We start from the raw sequence: 18,440 nt of genomic DNA on the forward strand, positions 1-18,440 counted from the left end.
CCCGAATCCCGAATCCCGAATCCCGAATCCCGAATCCCGAATCCCGAATCCCGAATCCCGAATCCCAAAAAACAAAAAGGGTTGACGTACACACGCCAACCCTCAAGAATTCTCTCGCTTCTCGCTTCTCGCTTCTCGCTTCTCGCTTCTCGCTTCTCGCTTCTCGCTTCTCGCTTCTCGCTATGCGCCAGGCGGCATCGCTAAACTGTCGGCAATCAACTGAATCAAGTGGTCTTCTACCGCGAAGCGTGTCTCAATGATTTCCCCAATCAAAGACATATCTTCGTCAAAATCAGCCAGCTCATCTTCGGCTGAAACATCAGAGTATTTGTCGGTAAAGTTCAACAACGGCTCAGTAGTGAGGACGATCTTCGCGTAAGTCTGGTTTATTTCATCTGTCGCGACAAAGCCAGTGGCTTTCCACTTATCCATCACCATATCGTAGATTTTAAAGTGACCTTCAGAGATATAATCAACAAGGTGTTGGCAGAAGTGCTGAAGTTCGTCAGGAGAAGGGAGTTCAATGACATTGGATTTCGAACAAGGTTGCAGTGCTGCAAGCTTACAATATTCTACAATCAGAGATTGTCTCGTTTCCAGCCAATGGTCGATAACGTCACTGGAGCCGCCCCATTGGTCTTGTGTTTGTTTGAATTTTTTTAGCATGACCATGCCCTCATGATCTGATCGCCCATTGGCGAACGTATCCTTTGCAAAGCAAAGTTAGTAAAGTGATTACAAACTCTTGTCCTTACTAGAATTTATAGTTGCAAAATTGGCGAACGACAAACTCTGGTATGAAATTAGATTGCCAGTAAAATGAATGAACTTCAAGCAAAGGGACGCTGTAATGTTAAGAAAAGGTGAAGTTAACCGTACGAAAAACGCCCATTGGTGTGTTGTTTCAGGAAGCGATGTTTGGCTGGTGGATGGTGCTATTCCTTTCGGAAGTGCAGAGCAGTACTCACTGCCTGGGGGCAGCTCAAGGCAGATAGGTGAATACCAAGGTGCCCCAGTAATGTGGATCAATCTGTCGGATTTAGACCACGATTTAGAACTGGTGTCTCTGCGTGATTGTCTGCATTTCCCTGAGGCTCTCTTCTTGCTGATCAGCAAAGCGATTCAATATGGGCACATGACACAAAGCCTTCGCTTTTGCCCCCAGTGTGGTGGTCGAAACTTTCTCAATAACAACCAGCTAGCGATGCAGTGTGGTGAGTGCCGAACTTTGCACTATCCGCGTATTTTCCCGTGCATCATTGTCGCTGTGCGCAAAGATAACCAGATTTTGTTGGCACAGCACCCTCGTCATCGAAATGGCATGTACACCGTCATTGCGGGCTTTTTAGAAGTGGGAGAAACCCTAGAAGAATGTGTCGCTCGTGAAATACACGAAGAAACTGGCGTACACGTTAAAAATATTCGCTATTTTGGCAGCCAACCATGGGCCTTTCCATCGAGTATGATGATGGCATTTCTTGCGGATTACGAGTCTGGTGAATTGAATCCTGATTACACCGAGCTGTCCGATGCACAATGGTTTGGCATTGACGAGATGCCGCCGGTTGCACCAGAAGGGACAATTGCTCGAGCACTTATCGAGCAAACGCGACAAGATATCGAATCTAATTAGCTGAAAAATAGATAAAAAAAACCCTCCGAGAGGGAGGGGGTAAGTAAGATGTCGTTATGAGATGCTGAGTACCGGGTACTCAGTTTATAATTGTAGTTTTCGCTAGCGAACAAATTTTTAACACTGATACCGACTGGGTGCAAATTAAGCACTGATTTAAAAGTTAATAACTTGATCCAGGTTGCAAAGCACACAGCTATTAGCTTTAAATCAGTGATAGAATACCCCCTTTCAAAGAAAGCCTAACAATTGGAATTACGGAATGACTGAATTAAAAAATGATCGTTATCTGCGTGCCCTTCTAAAAGAGCCAGTAGATTACACGCCAGTATGGATGATGCGTCAGGCAGGTCGTTACCTACCAGAATACAAAGCAACTCGTGCGCAAGCGGGCGATTTCATGTCTTTGTGTAAAAACGCGGAGTTGGCGTCAGAAGTAACGCTTCAACCACTACGCCGTTTTCCTCTTGATGCAGCGATCTTGTTCTCTGACATCCTAACTATCCCAGATGCAATGGGCTTAGAACTTCGCTTTGCTGCGGGTGAAGGTCCGGTTTTCGATAAGCCAATCACTTGCAAAGCAGACGTAGAAAAGATCGGCCTGCCAGATCCAGAAGGTGAGCTGCAATACGTAATGAACGCAGTGCGCCAAATCCGCAAAGACTTGAACGGTGACGTTCCACTGATTGGCTTCTCTGGTAGCCCATGGACACTGGCGACTTACATGGTTGAAGGTGGTAGCTCTAAAGCGTTCACTAAGATCAAGAAGATGATGTACGCAGAACCGCAAACTCTGCACTTGCTTCTAGATAAGCTAGCAGACAGCGTTATCGAGTACCTAAACGCGCAAATTAAAGCGGGTGCACAGTCGGTGATGGTCTTTGATACATGGGGCGGTGTACTGACTCCTCGTGACTACAACCTGTTCTCACTGCAATACATGCACAAGATTGTAGATGGCCTGATTCGTGAAAACGACGGTCGTCGCGTACCAGTAACGCTGTTCACTAAGAACGGTGGCATGTGGCTTGAGCAAATCGCAGCAACGGGCTGTGATGCGGTAGGCCTAGACTGGACTATCAACATCGCTGACGCAAAAGCGCGTATCGGCGATAAAGTGGCTCTACAAGGTAATATGGACCCATCAATGCTTTACGCTTCACCAGAGCGTATCCGTGAAGAAGTCGCGGGTATTCTAGAAGGCTTTGGTGATGCAGGTACTGGTCACGTGTTCAACCTAGGTCACGGTATCCATTTGGATGTGCCGCCAGAAAACGCGGGTGTATTTGTGGAAGCGGTACACGAGCTATCTAAGCCGTACCACAAGTAACTTCGACTTTTTGAAATCAAATACCGGCAATCAGTGCCGGTATTTTTTTATCTGAAAATCAAGGCTGTACAGCTCTGGTAGCATTTGGTCTGCCATGATCTAATTGCTATTTAAGCTGCACACAAGATATTAAAGTTTATTATAAACAATGACTTATGTTCATGGTTCTTGTGTGCTAATTTTCTTGTACAGATAAAAAAGCAATTAGATCATGGGTAACCTAAAGCATCGAATGAACGCGTTTTTTAAGGTATGGCACGACGTCAGATTCAAACCAAGGATTCTTCTTTAGCCATAATGTGTTGCGTGGAGAAGGGTGAGGAAGCGGGATAAAGTCCGGTTCCCAATCCTGCCATTGCTGAACGGTTTGCGTGAGTGTCTTTGGTTTGTTTGTGAGGTAGTACTGCTGTGAGTACTGACCAATCAGCAGAGTCAGCTCTGTATTGGGCAACTGGTCAAGAATCTGTTTATGCCAAGCGGGCGCACACTCTTTGCGAGGAGGCAAATCGCCAGAGTTCCCCTTGCCTGGGTAGCAGAAGCCCATCGGGACAATGGCGATTTTGTTTGGGTCGTAGAAAGTGTCTTTGTCGATATCGAGCCATTGGCGTAACCGATCGCCGCTTGGATCGTTCCAAGGTATCGAGGTTTTGTGCACACGTGTCCCCGGCGCTTGTCCGATTATTAGTATGCGTGCGTCTTTTGCAGCTTGCACGACAGGGTTTGCGCCCAAAGGTAAATCGTCTGCGCAGATCTGGCAGGCTCGCACTTGCTTTAGCAATGTTTCTAGAGACATAAAACGGTTAATACCCTTTATCGAAATCGACTTGGTTGTTAATAGAGAAGCCGTCCCTCCAACTCAAGTAGTTGTCTGCAAAAATGTCGATTACTTGCTCAGGGAAACTTAACGCCGCGATGTGAGGAGTGATGGTTACTTGCGGAAGTTTCCAAAACGGATGTTGCGGTGAAAGTGGCTCTTGTTCAAACACATCGAGAAAAGCATGTTCCACCCAACGATTTTTTAGTGCGAGCAACAGACCCGCATCATCAATCACATCGCCTCTTCCAACATTAAATAGCAATGCCTGATTAAGATGGCTTAACACTTCACTGTTGAGCAAACGTTGCGTCTCTGGCGTGCTTGGCAGCGTATTTACCACGATATCCGCTTGGTGAAAGGCACTGGCAAGTTCATTGATATGAAAAGTTTGATTGAATTCACCGCCAGAAGTGGGGATGCCAGTACGATTGATACCTATGGCTTTCATGCCCATCAATTGTGCCGTTTTACCCAAATGACTGCCGATGCTGCCGGTGCCCAGAATCACCATGGTTTTACTTTGTAGCGAGGTATAAAGATGCGGCTGCCATTGCTTGCTCTGTTGCTGCTGGTGGTATTGCATGAAGTGACGGAAATGAGCAATGCTGTAGCCAATCACGTACTCGGCAATCAATGGACCAAAAATACCGCGAACATTAGTCAGGGTATAATCTCGGCGCAGATTCGGCACCATCAGAGCATTCACCCCTGCAAATGTTGATTGCACCCACTCAAGCTGTGAAAACTCGTCTAACCTTTGTGATAGTAATGGTGGATCCGCCAGTACGATCTGAGCATCTTGAGGTTTGTTTGTGATGGCCAGATCGGGCAGATTTTTCTCCGCCAGTAACGTTTCGTAGGTGTCGCGATGCTCTGAGAGCAGGAAAATCTGATTTGGATGCTGCATTAACTTTTTTCCCTGTGATGAATCAAGTACACTTTCGCTGATTTTTTCTTCAATGATTGAGTGACTATGCTTAAGAATCCTCTTCAGGTTCGTTTGGAAAAACTAGAACCTTGGCAACAAATTACCTTCATGGCGTGCCTGTGTGAACGCATGTATCCAAACTATGCGATGTTTTGTGAGAATACAGAATTTGCTGAGCCACGTGCTTACCGAGCGATTCTTGATAGTGTATGGGAAATTCTGACGGTTAAGAACGCGAAAATTAACTTCGAACGTCAATTAGAGAAGTTAGAAGAGTTGTTCCCAAGTGCAGATGAGTTCGATTTTTACGGTGTTTATCCAGCGATGGATGCTTGTCAGAGCTTGTCGACACTGCTGCATGGTCTGTTGGATCGCGACTACCTTTTCGATTCAATGCTTAAAGTGAGCCAACAGTCGGTACAAACCGTTGCTGACCTAGAACAAGCACAAGGCGCAGAGCCAATCACAAACGACAATCAAAAAGAAAATGAAGCCGTGTGTGAAGAGTGGGATGTTCAGTGGGCTATCTTCCGTCCACTGCGTGAAGCGGTAGAGCGAGACATCAGCCTGATTAAAGATTTGCGTGAAGAGCTACGCGAAGAAGCAGTGAGCAACATCGGCATTGCACTTTAATTGTTGAATAGATAAAACAAAGGCATCCATGGTGGATGCCTTTTTCATTTATGCGTTTGAGCTGTTACGCCCAAGGCTGATTACGATTCTTTAGAGTCTGGTTTGGTTGGCTCTTGAGCTTCTGGCTCTTTGTCCTGTTTCTCCAGTTGTTCCTCTTCTTCATCGTCATCGCGGCTTTCAATTACGCCGTGCTTTTCTTTCCAGCTTTCCCAACGTTGGTAAGCCAGTTCTTGCATGTCTGTGCTCTTATCCGCTTCATCGATGATCTCTTCACCTAGTAGGTGCTCAAAGATGTCTTCTAGCGTCACAAGGCCTTGTACCGTGCCGTATTCGTCAACCACAAGCGCCAGTTGTAGGCGGTGAGTCATCATTTGGTCGAACACTTTAGGTAGAGCGGTGTTGTTCAGTACCACTTGGATAGGGCGCATGACCGAACCAAGTTGTTTTTGGCCGCTGCCTGATTGTTGCAGCTTGAACAGCTCTAGACGGTGCACAAAACCAATGATGTTGTCTTTCTGCTCGCTGTAAACCAGTGGGCGAGAGAAAGGCGTCTCCTTGTGCTTCTCTAGGAAGTCATTGATGGTCATCGTCGCGTCTACACGGAATACGACCGGACGCGGTGTCATGACTTGCGTTACTGGTACGTCTTGAATGCCTAGCAGGTTACTCAGGATTTTTGATTCACCCTCTGCGAACTCGCCGCTTTCTTTCGCCAGAATAGCCATTGCTGACAACTCATCACGCATTTTTGGTGCTTCGTGGTTACGAGCAAGACGTTTTGTGATTTGTTCTGAGAACCATACGAATGGTGTTAGTGCCCACACCATCCAGCGAAGTGAAACCGCTGCAGCTGGTGCAAGTTGGCGCCAGTATGTCGCACCAATTGTCTTAGGTACGATTTCTGATAGAACAAGAATTGCTAGTGTCAGTACAGCAGAGAAGATACCTAGCGCTTCGCTACCAAATACCACTGCCGCTTGTGCACCAGCCGTCGCCGCACCGATGGTGTGAGCTATGGTGTTAAGCGTCAAGATAGAAGCAAGTGGTCGGTCGATGTCTGCTTTTAGCTTTTCTAGCTGAGCAGAAGCCGGGTGCCCCTGTTGTTTGAGCTGCGCAATGAAGCTCGGACTGATACTTAGAAGTACCGCCTCCAGTACCGAACAGATAAACGAAATGCCGATAGCAATAGAGATATAAATGGATAACAGCAGCATAGTTGCCCTTGAATGTAATGTGATAGTCGGGATTTTAAGCGATTATAACCGCAAAAGTGCCTTATAAATCGGTCTTATTGCATTAGAAAGCAAGAGCTTTTCTCGTGCAAGTAGTAACAAATTGTGAGTTATTACTCATATTATGGCTAAAACTGCGTCAGAAAATCGAAAGATCGCTTACAAACCTTTGCCAGATGGGGCATTTATGTTTTAGAGTGAGATGAATTCGATAACATATGAGAAGGGAAACCTAATGAACAAGACCCAATTAATCGACTTTATTGCAGAGAAAGCAGACCTATCTAAAGCACAAGCTAAAGCTGCTCTTGAAGCAACTCTTGAGGGTGTTACTGGCGCTCTTAAAGAGGGTGACCAAGTTCAACTAATTGGTTTTGGTACATTCAAAGTAAACCACCGCGCTGCACGTACTGGTCGTAACCCTAAGACTGGTGACGAGATTCAAATCGCAGCAGCTAACGTACCTGCATTCGTAGCAGGTAAAGCGCTGAAAGAATCAGTAAACTAAGTTAAAATGCACCGAGGTATCCTGCCTCGGTGCAATTTCATGAAAAAACATCTACTCACTTCACTCCTACTATCAAGCCTTACTCTTGTTGGCTGTTCTTCTGTAGAAACCCCAAACCTAGACCAATTTACCCATTTCTCTGGCGGGAAAATCATGGGTGATGCCACCAGTTTATATTGGATGACTGAACGTCTAACACGTGTTAGTACGGCAGCAGACTATGTCACGATGGGCGATTACGGTTCATATCAGAGTGATTATCGTTGGGATGACGGTGAGCTCAGAGAGTTGATTCGAAAAGGTGAGCAACTCGATGCCAAACAAGGATTGGTGCCTTTTCAAATCCACATTCGATTTAATAAAGATGGCGACGCGATTTATCAGCAATACCGTGTGAATGGAAAAGTATTGCCTTTACAACGTGACCAATTAGAGCGTTACAAGCAAGAGGCGAACGATGTCGTTACGTCTATCAAGAAACAATCTCGTGATGGCCAGAGCCTAATCCAAGGGTATTGGGATGGTGAAACCTTCGAAACCTGCAAAGGTCGTGAGTTTGCGACGCTGGAGTTTAACCAGACCTTGCCTAAGTTTGTGATTGATAGATTGGCGTCAGTGGACAGCTACATAGCGTTTATCGGTAAAGAGTCACGTAATACCGCTACGGTGGATGAATTGTTGATGCTTAATGATGATGACTTTGACTGTGTACCGCGACCGAAGTTGATCTCCGAATAAACATTGCTTCGAGCTGTCTCGATTCTCGAACAAGAACAATAAAAAAGGCGCTGAATGCGCCTTTTGTCGTTTTAGCCAACTGAAGTTGTTTTTATTTTTCTTGCTCACGTGCAATTGCACGGTAGCCGATATCGTTGCGATGGAACATGCCATTCCAACTGATCTGTTTTGCAAGCTCGTAAGCACGCTGCTGCGCTTCTGATACGCTGTTGCCAAGTGCTGTTGCACAAAGAACGCGACCACCGTTTGTCACGATGTCGCCGTCTTTGTTATCTGTACCAGCATGGAAGACTTTTTCGCCTTCAATTTCAACTTGTGGCAGACCCGAAATTACGTCGCCTTTGTTGTACGCTGCTGGGTAACCACCGGCTGCTAGCACGATACCAATCGATGCTCGTGGATCCCACTTCGATTCCGCTTGATCCAGTTTCTCGTCGATTGCCGCTAGGCACAGATCAACAAGATCCGATTCCATGCGCATCATGATAGGTTGCGTCTCAGGATCACCGAAGCGGCAGTTGTACTCGATTACTTTCGGAGTGCCATCTTTGTCGATCATAAGACCCGCGTATAGGAAACCAGTGTAAGGGTTACCTTCAGAAGCCATGCCACGTACCGTTGGGTAAATCACTTCTTCCATGATGCGGTTATGGATTTCCTGTGTTACCACTGGAGCTGGAGAGTATGCACCCATGCCACCGGTGTTAGGACCAGTATCTTTGTCGCCTACGCGTTTGTGGTCTTGGCTGGTGGCCATTGGTAGAACGTTCTCACCATCCACCATCACGATGAAGCTTGCTTCTTCACCATCTAGGAACTCTTCGATAACGACACGACTACCAGCATCACCAAATGCGTTGCCTGCTAGCATGTCTTTGATTGCGTCTTCAGCTTCTTCTAGCGTCATCGCTACGATAACGCCTTTACCAGCAGCAAGGCCATCAGCTTTTACTACAATCGGCGCACCTTGTTCACGTACGTAAGCAAGAGCAGGCTCGATTTCAGTGAAGTTCGCGTAGGCACCCGTTGGGATTTGGTGACGGGCAAGGAAGTCTTTGGTAAACGCTTTAGAGCCCTCAAGCTGCGCAGCCGCTTGTGTAGGACCGAAGATTGGCAAACCTGCTTCGCGGAAAGCATCAACCACACCGATAACCAGTGGAGCTTCAGGGCCAACAATGGTTAGCTCGATAGCTTTCTCTTTTGCAAAAGCAACCAGACCTGCGATGTCTTCTACTGCGATGTTTACGTTCTCTAGTTTAGGCTCTAGTGCTGTACCTGCGTTACCTGGAGCCACGAAGATAGTCTCAACATTTGGGTTTTGTGCCGCCTTCCAACCTAGTGCGTGTTCACGACCGCCTGAACCAATGATAAGTACATTCATGTTTTAAACCTTCAATCAAAATTGATAGTAGTAGAACTAGAAAATGTCTGAGCAACACGAAAGGAGAGTGTTGCTCATCTCGGAGCGCAGCGTTCCCGTTTCCAGTAGCGAAGCGCTCTCGTATCTTTTCTTTCTAGTGGCGGAAGTGACGCATACCTGTGAAGATCATCGCCATGCCGTGTTCGTCTGCTGCTGCAATAACTTCATCATCACGCATCGAACCACCTGGTTGGATAACACACTTGATGCCTGCTTCTGCAGCCGCGTCGATACCGTCACGGAATGGGAAGAATGCATCTGATGCCATTACACAACCTTCAACCTGTAGACCTTCGTCTGCAGCTTTGATACCTGCGATTTTCGCAGAGTAAACGCGGCTCATTTGGCCAGCGCCTACACCGATAGTCATGTCGCCTTTCGAGTAAACGATTGCGTTAGATTTCACGTATTTCGCTACTTTCCAGCAGAACAGTGCATCTTTCAGCTCTTCTTCTGTTGGCTGGCGCTTAGAAACCACTTTTAGGTCGTCTAGGCTTACCATGCCTTGGTCACGGTCTTGAACCAGTAAACCGCCATTCACGCGTTTCACGTCAAAGCCAGTTGTCTTAGTTGTCCATTCGCCACACTCAAGTAGACGCACGTTCTTCTTCGCTGCAACCACTTCAATCGCTTCTGCAGAAACAGAAGGTGCGATGATGACTTCAACGAATTGACGCTCAACAATAGCGGCTGCTGTTTCAGCATCTAGCTCTTGGTTGAATGCAATGATGCCGCCGAATGCAGATGTTGGGTCAGTTTGGTAAGCGCGGTTGTATGCTTCTAGGATGTCTTTACCTAAAGCCACACCGCATGGGTTCGCGTGTTTTACGATCACACATGCTGGCTCGTTGAACTCTTTCACACACTCAAGCGCTGCGTCAGTGTCTGCGATGTTGTTGTAAGAAAGGGCTTTACCTTGGATTTGGCGAGCAGTAGAAACAGATGCTTCTTGTGGGTTGGCTTCAACGTAGAATGCGGCTGCTTGGTGGCTGTTCTCACCGTAGCGCATATCTTGCTTTTTCTCGAATTGCTGGTTGAAAGTACGTGGGAATTTAGACTCTTCATCACCTTCTTTGTTCTCACCGTAAGATGGAACCATAGTGCCGAAGTAGTTTGCGATCATGCCGTCGTAAGATGCTGTGTGCTCGAATGCTGCGATGGCTAGGTCGAAACGAGTTTCTAGTGTTAGAGACTTCTCGTTCGCGTCCATTTCAGCGATAACACGGTCGTAGTCGTGAGCGTTCACCACGATAGTTACGTCTTTGTGGTTTTTCGCTGCAGAGCGAACCATTGTTGGACCACCGATGTCGATGTTCTCAACCGCATCAGCAAGCGTACAGCCTTCTTTAGCAACGGTTTCTGCGAATGGGTATAGGTTAACGACAACCATATCGATAGGGTTGATGCCGTGCTTTTCCATCACGTCATCGTCTTGGCCACGACGACCCAGCACACCACCGTGAACTTTTGGGTGAAGCGTTTTAACGCGACCATCCATCATTTCTGGGAAACCAGTGTAGTCAGAGACTTCAGTTACTGCGATGCCTTGCTCTGCAAGTAGACGAGCAGTACCACCAGTAGATAGGATATCGACACCGCGCTCAACAAGAGCTTGTGCAAACTCAACAATACCTGTTTTGTCTGATACGCTGATAAGCGCACGGCGAATAGGACGAGCGTTATTCATGCTTCCATTTTCCTCAAATTCACGGAGTTAAAGATGTTTGCCAAAAATGAACTTGTTTTCACCTCTTGGGGTAAAATATTGGCCAGTTTTGGTAAAGACCTTTGCGGGCGTTTTCATGCTTAGAAAACAGTCTCCACTATTTGATGGCGCGTATTCTAACCAATTTATTACAAAAAAGCTCGCGCAATCGTTTGGCATCTCAAAAATAATTGCAAAAAACTCGATTTTTAGCTTTAAAGGTAACGAGATAGTTAATAAGGAAAGTTATGTTTCAGATTGGTGAACTGGCAAAACGTTGTGGTGTGACCGCCGATACACTCCGTTTCTATGAGAAAAATGCGTTAATAACACCCGCAGGGCGAAGTGAATCGGGCTATCGCTTATATAACGAAGAGAACCAGAAGCTGGTGCGCTTTATTCTAAAAGCGAAAGAGCTTGGCTTAAGCCTAGAAGAAATAAAAGAGCTGCTAGGGATCAAATTAGAGGCGACAGAACACAGTTGTGCAGAGGTAAAAGCCATCACTTCTGCAAAGTTAACTTTAATTGATGAGAAGATTGCTGAACTGAGCAAAATCCGTACTGCTTTAAAGAAGATAAACGACGCGTGTTGTGGGCATAACAACGACGATGCCAGTCATTGTTCTATCTTAGCAGCCCTTGAATAGTCTCATTTTTGCGTCATTTAATTTAAGTTTGCATTTTTGGCGGCTTGCTTTTCTATGTTCAAGCCGTTTTCCCCCCTATAATCTCGGCTTTAGTCGACTGTAAGAATGTGTAGTCCCCTCTATTCCTAAAGCGACGCTGTCTATCAGATACGAGAGTTTTCATACATGGTTGGAGTCTATTTTCAAATCAATGACTGGGTTTTGAGCGTTGATGAAAATAAGCTGTATCGACAAGACAGGGAAGTTACCGTTGAGCCACGCTTAATAAACCTACTGCATTTTCTTGCTGAGCACGCCAGTGAAGTGTTCAATCGCGAAGAGCTGATCCAATATGTTTGGGCTGGTGCGATTGTGACGGATCAAGTCGTAACACAGTCGATCTTCGAACTGCGTAAACTTCTGCGAGATGGTCGAGAAGAAAACATCAGCTACGTGATCACTGTGCCTAAGCGTGGTTACAAGCTGGTGGCGAATGTGACCCCAATGACACACGAGGAATTCCTTGCAAGTCGTCATTGCGATGCCGAAATCCTTCCTCCTGTTGTTGAAGAGACAGAAGAAGAGCTGCCAGAAGCGCCAGCACCAGCTATCGCATTCCCTGCAGGACCTTTAACTCGCGCCGTATGCGAGATGTCGAAAGAGAAAAAAGCGCCGCGTAAACCAAACAAAATCAGCCCTTGGCGATTGGGTTTCATGAACTTCATCTGGATCAGTATTTTGGTCGTGGTGATGGGGGTGTTTACTTATAAGCAGTCAGAAGTGCGCATCACGCAAGCCATTGATACTCACCTTATTGAGTTCAAGTTTCAAGATAACTTCAGCAAAGAAGGTCGAAGTTATGACTTAGCAGATGGCTTCGCGCAGAAGTTGATGGCTGATGTGGCTCAAGTGAGTGACTATCGTGTCATGCTCAAGAAAGCTTCGTTTACCACGGGTATCGTTCCGGGGAAATCTGTGGTCGTGCGTGTCAAAGAAAATGATGGTGGCAGCTTCCTTGAAGTGGAATACCGCAACAACTCTTCAGAGAAAGTGCTGTTTAGCCGTCAGTACGCATTAACTAACAGCCACTTAAAGTCCGTGATGCAACAAGCGTCTTTGGATTTGATGCGAGTATTGAAAGTGCCAGATGCAAAACTGAAGTCCAAAGTGCTGGTGGCGGGTATGCCAATGAACCCAGACGCATTGGAGCTGTTTGTTGAAGCAAACCACTACTTGAACGTATCGGATGCGAATCAATTCCAGCATGGCATCGACTTGATGGAGAAAATCCTCGAGATTGAACCAGATAATGCTTATGTTCAATCGGAGCTGCTCATTGCTTACCATGTGCAAAAAGCACTCGATCCTGCATTGGAACTAAGAAAGAGCAGGGTTCAGCAGTTAAGTGATAAGCTGGAAGCCAACGCTAAGATGATGGTAGGGCCTATTCAGCCACGTATTTATGAAGCATTAGCTCTGCATGAGACGATCACTGGTGACATTGATTTAGCTAAGCGACATTTGAATCAAGCATTGGACGTTCGTGATTCGGTATTGTCTTACGTGATTCGAGGTAAGCACGCCGAGTTGGATGGTGATTTGGATTGGGCAAGCGAGTCCTACAGCGAAGCCTTCTATATTGATACATCCGTAGAGACTTACTTATTGTGCGAGAACTTGGTTTTTCCAAGTAACATGAAGGCGATTGATTACGCTATGTATCGCGCAGTACACCCTTCCGTGGTTCGTATGCTGTAAGCAGTCACAATCTAACAAGTAAAGATATCTTTTAGCCCTTCATTTCGGTGAGGGGCTTTTTTGTATCTGCCTCTTGTGTGTGCTTCTTACCTCTATTTCTACTAATAATGCTTGCTATAGAAGAGGAGAGGGCTTTCCATTCTCTATTCTCTATTCTCTATTCTCTATTCTCTATTCTCTATTCTCTATTCTCTATTCTCTATTCTCTATTCTCGCCACCTTGGCATTCTACTTCTTACTTCTTACTTTTTACTTCCTGTCTTAGTGCCGCTTCATATCGAGCTTTTGGATTTCGGCCTTAGCCTTGCGTATTTAAAACCGGTCACGACAACGCAGTTGTTTATGCGTAATAACGTTTGTACTTATGCATCACTGAGTAAAAGAGGAGGGGAAGTTTGATGTAAGTCAATTGGTCAATAAGGGTAGGAAAAGTCTGTATCAACAGTTTGGGTAATCAGCATAGGGTTAGCTTGATGTTGATAGCGGTTGATAAGGTTGATGGAAAATTTGTTGAGGTTGATGTTTTTAGCTTTTCGACATGAGTGCTTTAGTTTTTTATCTTAAGTTACTGTATATGCTGGCTTTATGTTTTTTAGTTTATCAGGTTTATCTCAACTTTATACCGATGGGCTAATTGTTTTATTGATAACCCCAAGTTTATTTTTTTCCCAGTTTTTGGGCGTAGTCTTCACTTCGAAATTTAGCGAGGTCGAGCAGGTTCTTCCTCATAGCATCTCGCTAATAACCATTCAGTTTGAGTCATGTTGACTCGAGTAGAATAGATTTGGAGATGTTATGTCATCGAATGCGAAAAAAATCGGCCTTATTGCCTGTACGGGTGTCGTAGCCGGTAACATGATGGGTAGTGGTATTGCACTATTACCTTCTAGTCTTGCCTCTGTAGGCTCTGTTTCAATCTTCAGTTGGCTGATCTGTTTGGTCGGTGCACTGAGTCTGGCGTTCGTTTACGCTCGTCTGGCAACCAAAAACCCACAAGAAGGTGGTCCAATCGCTTATGCTGGCGAAGTGTCTCCGGTATTTGGTTTCCAAACGGGCGTTCTTTATTACCACGCGAACTGGATTGGTAACCTGGCTATTGCCATTACAGGTGTTTCTTACCTTTCAGTATTCTTCCCTGTGCTTAATAACCCAATCCCAGCAGGTATTGCGACGATTGCATCGGTATGGATCTTCACTTTCGTCAACCTACTTGGTGGTAGCTGGGTAAGCCGTCTATGTACGCTTGGTCTAGTTCTTATCCTTATCCCAGTTGTTGGTACAGCTGCATTTGGTTGGACGCACTTCGATACTGCGCTTTACAGTCAAAACTGGAACGTATCAGCAGGCACTGACAGCCACGCGGTAGTAACAGCGGTTCTTATCTGCCTATGGTCATTCGTAGGTGTGGAATCAGCAGCGGTATCGACTGGTATGGTAGAAAACCCTAAACGTACTGTACCACTAGCAACTATGTTGGGTACTGGTATCGCAGGTGTGATTTACATCCTATCAACTCAAATGATCAGCGGCATGTTCCCAGCGTCAGAAGTTGCGGCATCAGGTGCGCCATTTGCACTAGCAACCACTGAGCTATTCGGTAGCTGGACAGCACCATTCGTATCAGCATTCACAGCGCTAGCATGTTTCACTTCGCTAGGTTCTTGGATGATGCTAGTAGGTGAAGCAGGTAAACGCGCAGCAAACGACGGCAACTTCCCTAAAATCTACGGCGAAACTGACAAAAACGGTGTGCCTAAGAAAGGTCTAATCCTTGCGTCAATCAAGATGACTGCACTGATGGTTGTACTGATGTTCTTCAGCTCTAAAACAGCACACGCATCAGACCTATTCAACCAGCTAACAACTGACGCAGTTCTACTAACTATGCTGCCTTACTTCTACTCAAGCATTAACTTGATTCGCTTCGAAGGTATGACAACACGCAATGGCTTCGTAATGCTGTTCTCTGGTGTGGCTTGTCTGTTCTGCTTCATCGCACTAGCAGGTGCAGAGGGCGGTACGCTAACAGCAACCTTCATCGTGTCTCTAGTTATCTTGATGTTCTACAGCAAAAAAGCAGGTCTTGCTCAGTACGTGAAAATGCACGCTGACGACATGCCTGCCCAAGCAAGCAACTAATCCCCAAAACGCTGGCACTAAGGTGCCAGCCCATAAAACCCAAATTCACGCGGCGCTCACCTTACTCATTGCCTGTAAATGGCAAAGAGCGCCCTCATTCGCCTTGGAGATGTCCAAATGAATATATTCGCTATCTTGAACCACATGGGTGTGTTCTTTAAAGAAGAGCCAGTTCGTCAACTTCACGCTGCTCTTGAGAAAGCGGGCTACGAAGTGGTTTACCCAGTAGATGATAAAGACTTGATCAAAATGATTGAGATGAACCCTCGCATTTGCGGTGTGCTGTTCGACTGGGATAAATACTCACTAGAGCTATGTGAACGTATCAGCCAAATCAACGAAAAACTGCCTGTTCACGCATTTGCTAACGAACAGTCTACTCTAGACATTTCACTAACAGACCTACGTCTAAACGTGAGCTTCTTCGAGTACGCTTTAGGTATGGCTGACGACATCGCTATCAAAATCAACCAAGCGACTGAGGCATACAAAGATGCCATCATGCCTCCATTCACTAAAGCGCTATTCAAATACGTAGAAGAAGGTAAATACACCTTCTGTACTCCAGGTCACATGGGCGGTACTGCATTCCAGAAAAGCCCTGCTGGTAGCATCTTCTACGATTTTTACGGTCCAAACACATTCAAAGCGGACGTATCAATCTCAATGCCTGAGCTAGGTTCTCTATTAGACCACTCAGGTCCACATAAAGATGCAGAAGAATACATCGCACGCACATTCAATGCAGACAGCTCGTACATCGTAACTAACGGTACGTCTACATCGAACAAAATCGTTGGTATGTACTCAGCACCTGCTGGCAGCACAGTACTGATTGACCGTAACTGTCACAAATCTCTGACTCACCTAATGATGATGAGCGACGTGACACCAATCTACTTCCGCCCAACTCGTAACGCATACGGCATCCTTGGTGGTATTCCACAAAGCGAATTCAGCCGCGATGTCATTGCAGAGAAAGTAGCGAAAACACCAGGTGCAACAGCACCAACTTACGCAGTAGTGACTAACTCAACTTACGATGGTCTGTTGTACAACACGCAATTCATCAAAGAGTCGCTAGATTGTAAACACATCCACTTCGACAGTGCTTGGGTGCCTTACACTAACTTCAACCCAATTTACGAAGGTAAATGTGGTATGAGTGGTGAAGCGATGCCAGGCAAAGTGTTCTACGAAACACAATCAACACACAAACTGTTGGCTGCGTTCTCACAAGCTTCAATGATTCACGTGAAAGGTGACTTTGATAAAGAATCTTTCAATGAAGCATTCATGATGCACACTTCAACTTCACCTCAGTACGGCATTGTTGCTTCTACTGAAACTGCAGCGGCAATGATGCGCGGCAACACTGGTAAGAAGTTGATGCAAGACTCTATCGATCGCGCAATCCGCTTCCGTAAAGAGATCAAACGTCTAGAAGCAGAAAGCGACAGCTGGTTCTTCGATGTATGGCAACCAGAAAACATCGATACCACGGAATGTTGGAAACTAGACCCTAGCGACACATGGCACGGCTTCAAGAACATGGATGACAACCACATGTATCTTGATCCAATCAAAGTAACGCTACTGACTCCTGGGATGAATAAAGAAGGCGAACTAGAAGAATCAGGTATTCCTGCTTCGCTGGTGGCTAAATTCCTAGACGAGCGCGGCATCGTGGTAGAGAAAACAGGTCCATACAACTTGTTGTTCCTATTCTCAATCGGTATCGACAAATCAAAAGCAATGCAATTGCTACGCGGTCTAACTGAATTTAAACGTGGCTACGACTTGAACCTAACCATCAAGAGCTTCCTACCTTCGTTATACAACGAAGACCCAAGCTTCTATGAAGGCATGCGCGTTCAAGAACTAGCACAAGCAATTCATGACCTAACTAAGAAATACAACCTACCAGAGCTAATGTACAAAGCGTTCGATGTACTTCCAGAAATGAAAGTAACACCGCACGCAGCATGGCAAGAAGAGCTTCGCGGTAACGTAGAAGAAATCAAACTGGAAGAAATGGTTGGCCGCGTAAGTGCGAACATGATCCTTCCTTACCCTCCAGGTGTGCCACTAGTACTTCCTGGTGAAATGGTGACTCAAGAGTCTCGCCCTGTGCTGGACTTCCTAGAGATGCTTTGTGAGATCGGTGCGCATTACCCAGGTTTCGAAACCGACATCCACGGTCTATACCAACAAAAAGATGGTAGCTACACCGTAAAAGTATTGAAGAACTAAGTTCCTCTCGAAGATGACGCCATTGGGAATGCAAGCATGCTCCACTCTTACGAGCTCAATGCGTCATCGAACAATAACGACATTTAGATATACCCCTAACTAATCTGTCGTAAAGAGAAGGGCAAGGATGCTCTGATCTTTTCTTCTATATATAGAAGAAACACTTTTCCAAGACTTCACCTGAAGTACCCCAAATAAAAAGCAAAGACCAAAAGAGCAGTTCGTCATCGTTCTGCTCTTTTTTTTCATCTTTATATAGGCAGAAAGAGAAAAAAGAACCAAGAGAGATAAGATCAGTAACCGAAATCACAAAGAAATAGGCGATCTTTTAATGCAGAAGTCAGGTGTTTCATCATGAAAAGATCCTCTGCAACCCGAAATATTAGACAAGATCGTTGAGTATCTATGCAGAATGCTTGTTATTTGTTCGGTTGAAAGTTTTTTTGCAAAAAACGCTTGTGCTAATTTCTCAACCCCCTATACTGCGCATCCACCGACACGGAGTGAGACGAAAGTCACACAGCGAGTCGGGAAGAGAGAAAAAAGAATTTGAAAAAAATGCTTGACTCTCTCACGGTGTGAAGTAAGATACGCACCCCTAACGACGAGCAACTAAGTTGCTGAAAATGTTAGAAAAGCTCTTTAAAAATAAGAACCTATCAATCTGTGTGGGCACTCGTTGATGATAATCCAATTAGATACTTCGGTATCAAATTAGGT

15 protein-coding genes are annotated in these 18,440 nt (G+C 45.7%); 9 read left to right on the top strand and 6 right to left on the bottom strand.

Features of this window, described 5'->3' with window-relative positions; translation table 11 throughout:
- Positions 1-180 precede the first annotated feature (180 nt).
- Positions 181-672, bottom strand: coding sequence for an Rsd/AlgQ family anti-sigma factor (locus VCHENC03_RS16850; RefSeq protein ID WP_005434886.1), 492 nt, complete (start codon positions 670-672; stop codon positions 181-183).
- A 178-nt stretch (positions 673-850) separates the two neighbouring features.
- Here VCHENC03_RS16850 and nudC point away from each other — a divergent pair, with 178 nt between their 5' ends.
- Positions 851-1,633: an NAD(+) diphosphatase gene (gene nudC, locus VCHENC03_RS16845; protein WP_009705467.1), complete on the top strand. Its 783-nt coding sequence runs from the start codon at positions 851-853 to the stop codon at positions 1,631-1,633.
- A gap of 262 nt (positions 1,634-1,895) precedes the next feature.
- Positions 1,896-2,963: a uroporphyrinogen decarboxylase gene (hemE, locus tag VCHENC03_RS16840; protein WP_005433634.1), complete on the top strand. Its 1,068-nt coding sequence runs from the start codon at positions 1,896-1,898 to the stop codon at positions 2,961-2,963.
- Between the two features lie 220 nt (positions 2,964-3,183).
- Here the strand turns inward: hemE and VCHENC03_RS16835 are convergent, their stop codons facing one another.
- Together VCHENC03_RS16835 and VCHENC03_RS16830 are read right to left on the bottom strand one after the other, a co-directional pair.
- Complete coding sequence (locus tag VCHENC03_RS16835) at positions 3,184-3,756, bottom strand: uracil-DNA glycosylase family protein (protein ID WP_009705468.1); 573 nt, start codon at positions 3,754-3,756, stop codon at positions 3,184-3,186.
- A gap of 7 nt (positions 3,757-3,763) precedes the next feature.
- Positions 3,764-4,687 carry a D-2-hydroxyacid dehydrogenase gene (locus tag VCHENC03_RS16830; RefSeq protein WP_009705469.1) on the bottom strand — a complete coding sequence of 308 codons (924 nt, stop codon included), beginning with the start codon at positions 4,685-4,687 and terminating at the stop codon, positions 3,764-3,766.
- Between the two features lie 66 nt (positions 4,688-4,753).
- On the opposite strand from VCHENC03_RS16830, the gene VCHENC03_RS16825 reads away from it, so the two are divergent.
- The gene (locus VCHENC03_RS16825; protein ID WP_005434878.1) at positions 4,754-5,341 is read left to right on the top strand and encodes a YjaG family protein; all 588 of its coding nucleotides are present in this window, start codon (positions 4,754-4,756) and stop codon (positions 5,339-5,341) included.
- 80 nt (positions 5,342-5,421) lie between these two features.
- Here VCHENC03_RS16825 and VCHENC03_RS16820 read toward each other — a convergent pair whose 3' ends face one another.
- Positions 5,422-6,555 (bottom strand): CNNM domain-containing protein, encoded by a 1,134-nt coding sequence (locus tag VCHENC03_RS16820; RefSeq protein ID WP_005434876.1) that lies wholly within the window; start codon positions 6,553-6,555, stop codon positions 5,422-5,424.
- Between the two features lie 253 nt (positions 6,556-6,808).
- On the opposite strand from VCHENC03_RS16820, the gene hupA reads away from it, so the two are divergent.
- The gene (gene hupA, locus VCHENC03_RS16815; RefSeq protein ID WP_005433627.1) at positions 6,809-7,081 is read left to right on the top strand and encodes a nucleoid-associated protein HU-alpha; all 273 of its coding nucleotides are present in this window, start codon (positions 6,809-6,811) and stop codon (positions 7,079-7,081) included.
- Positions 7,082-7,120: 39 nt separating this feature from the next.
- The gene (locus VCHENC03_RS16810; RefSeq protein WP_009705470.1) at positions 7,121-7,819 is read left to right on the top strand and encodes a DUF1481 domain-containing protein; all 699 of its coding nucleotides are present in this window, start codon (positions 7,121-7,123) and stop codon (positions 7,817-7,819) included.
- A 91-nt stretch (positions 7,820-7,910) separates the two neighbouring features.
- Here the strand turns inward: VCHENC03_RS16810 and purD are convergent, their stop codons facing one another.
- Positions 7,911-9,200, bottom strand: a complete 1,290-nt coding sequence (gene purD / locus VCHENC03_RS16805; RefSeq protein WP_009705471.1) for a phosphoribosylamine--glycine ligase — start codon at positions 9,198-9,200, stop codon at positions 7,911-7,913.
- Positions 9,201-9,333: 133 nt separating this feature from the next.
- Positions 9,334-10,926 carry a bifunctional phosphoribosylaminoimidazolecarboxamide formyltransferase/IMP cyclohydrolase gene (gene purH, locus VCHENC03_RS16800; protein ID WP_009705472.1) on the bottom strand — a complete coding sequence of 531 codons (1,593 nt, stop codon included), beginning with the start codon at positions 10,924-10,926 and terminating at the stop codon, positions 9,334-9,336.
- Between the two features lie 266 nt (positions 10,927-11,192).
- On the opposite strand from purH, the gene zntR reads away from it, so the two are divergent.
- The 4 genes from zntR (at position 11,193) to VCHENC03_RS16780 (ending at position 17,720) form a co-directional block, all read left to right on the top strand.
- Entirely contained in the window at positions 11,193-11,591 is a 399-nt protein-coding gene (zntR, locus tag VCHENC03_RS16795) for a Zn(2+)-responsive transcriptional regulator (protein ID WP_009705473.1), read from the top strand.
- A gap of 165 nt (positions 11,592-11,756) precedes the next feature.
- Positions 11,757-13,328, top strand: coding sequence for a lysine decarboxylation/transport transcriptional activator CadC (cadC, locus tag VCHENC03_RS16790; protein ID WP_009705474.1), 1,572 nt, complete (start codon positions 11,757-11,759; stop codon positions 13,326-13,328).
- Between the two features lie 795 nt (positions 13,329-14,123).
- Positions 14,124-15,467 carry a cadaverine/lysine antiporter gene (gene cadB, locus VCHENC03_RS16785; protein ID WP_005434864.1) on the top strand — a complete coding sequence of 448 codons (1,344 nt, stop codon included), beginning with the start codon at positions 14,124-14,126 and terminating at the stop codon, positions 15,465-15,467.
- Positions 15,468-15,584: 117 nt separating this feature from the next.
- Positions 15,585-17,720: a lysine decarboxylase CadA gene (locus VCHENC03_RS16780; RefSeq protein WP_005451159.1), complete on the top strand. Its 2,136-nt coding sequence runs from the start codon at positions 15,585-15,587 to the stop codon at positions 17,718-17,720.
- Positions 17,721-18,440 lie beyond the last annotated feature (720 nt).

This window comes from Vibrio sp. HENC-03 (genome assembly GCF_000305755.2).
In the GTDB taxonomy this organism is placed as follows: Bacteria; Pseudomonadota; Gammaproteobacteria; order Enterobacterales; family Vibrionaceae; genus Vibrio; species Vibrio owensii.

Bases quoted from the DNA above. Each gene is read 5' to 3' on its own strand.
- VCHENC03_RS16850 (WP_005434886.1), bottom strand. From the start codon at position 672: ATGGTCATGCTAAAAAAATTCAAACAAACACAAGACCAATGGGGCGGC.
- nudC (WP_009705467.1), top strand. From the start codon at position 851: ATGTTAAGAAAAGGTGAAGTTAACCGTACGAAAAACGCCCATTGGTGT.
- hemE (WP_005433634.1), top strand. From the start codon at position 1,896: ATGACTGAATTAAAAAATGATCGTTATCTGCGTGCCCTTCTAAAAGAG.
- VCHENC03_RS16835 (WP_009705468.1), bottom strand. From the start codon at position 3,756: ATGTCTCTAGAAACATTGCTAAAGCAAGTGCGAGCCTGCCAGATCTGC.
- VCHENC03_RS16830 (WP_009705469.1), bottom strand. From the start codon at position 4,687: ATGCAGCATCCAAATCAGATTTTCCTGCTCTCAGAGCATCGCGACACC.
- VCHENC03_RS16825 (WP_005434878.1), top strand. From the start codon at position 4,754: ATGCTTAAGAATCCTCTTCAGGTTCGTTTGGAAAAACTAGAACCTTGG.
- VCHENC03_RS16820 (WP_005434876.1), bottom strand. From the start codon at position 6,555: ATGCTGCTGTTATCCATTTATATCTCTATTGCTATCGGCATTTCGTTT.
- hupA (WP_005433627.1), top strand. From the start codon at position 6,809: ATGAACAAGACCCAATTAATCGACTTTATTGCAGAGAAAGCAGACCTA.
- VCHENC03_RS16810 (WP_009705470.1), top strand. From the start codon at position 7,121: ATGAAAAAACATCTACTCACTTCACTCCTACTATCAAGCCTTACTCTT.
- purD (WP_009705471.1), bottom strand. From the start codon at position 9,200: ATGAATGTACTTATCATTGGTTCAGGCGGTCGTGAACACGCACTAGGT.
- purH (WP_009705472.1), bottom strand. From the start codon at position 10,926: ATGAATAACGCTCGTCCTATTCGCCGTGCGCTTATCAGCGTATCAGAC.
- zntR (WP_009705473.1), top strand. From the start codon at position 11,193: ATGTTTCAGATTGGTGAACTGGCAAAACGTTGTGGTGTGACCGCCGAT.
- cadC (WP_009705474.1), top strand. From the start codon at position 11,757: ATGGTTGGAGTCTATTTTCAAATCAATGACTGGGTTTTGAGCGTTGAT.
- cadB (WP_005434864.1), top strand. From the start codon at position 14,124: ATGTCATCGAATGCGAAAAAAATCGGCCTTATTGCCTGTACGGGTGTC.
- VCHENC03_RS16780 (WP_005451159.1), top strand. From the start codon at position 15,585: ATGAATATATTCGCTATCTTGAACCACATGGGTGTGTTCTTTAAAGAA.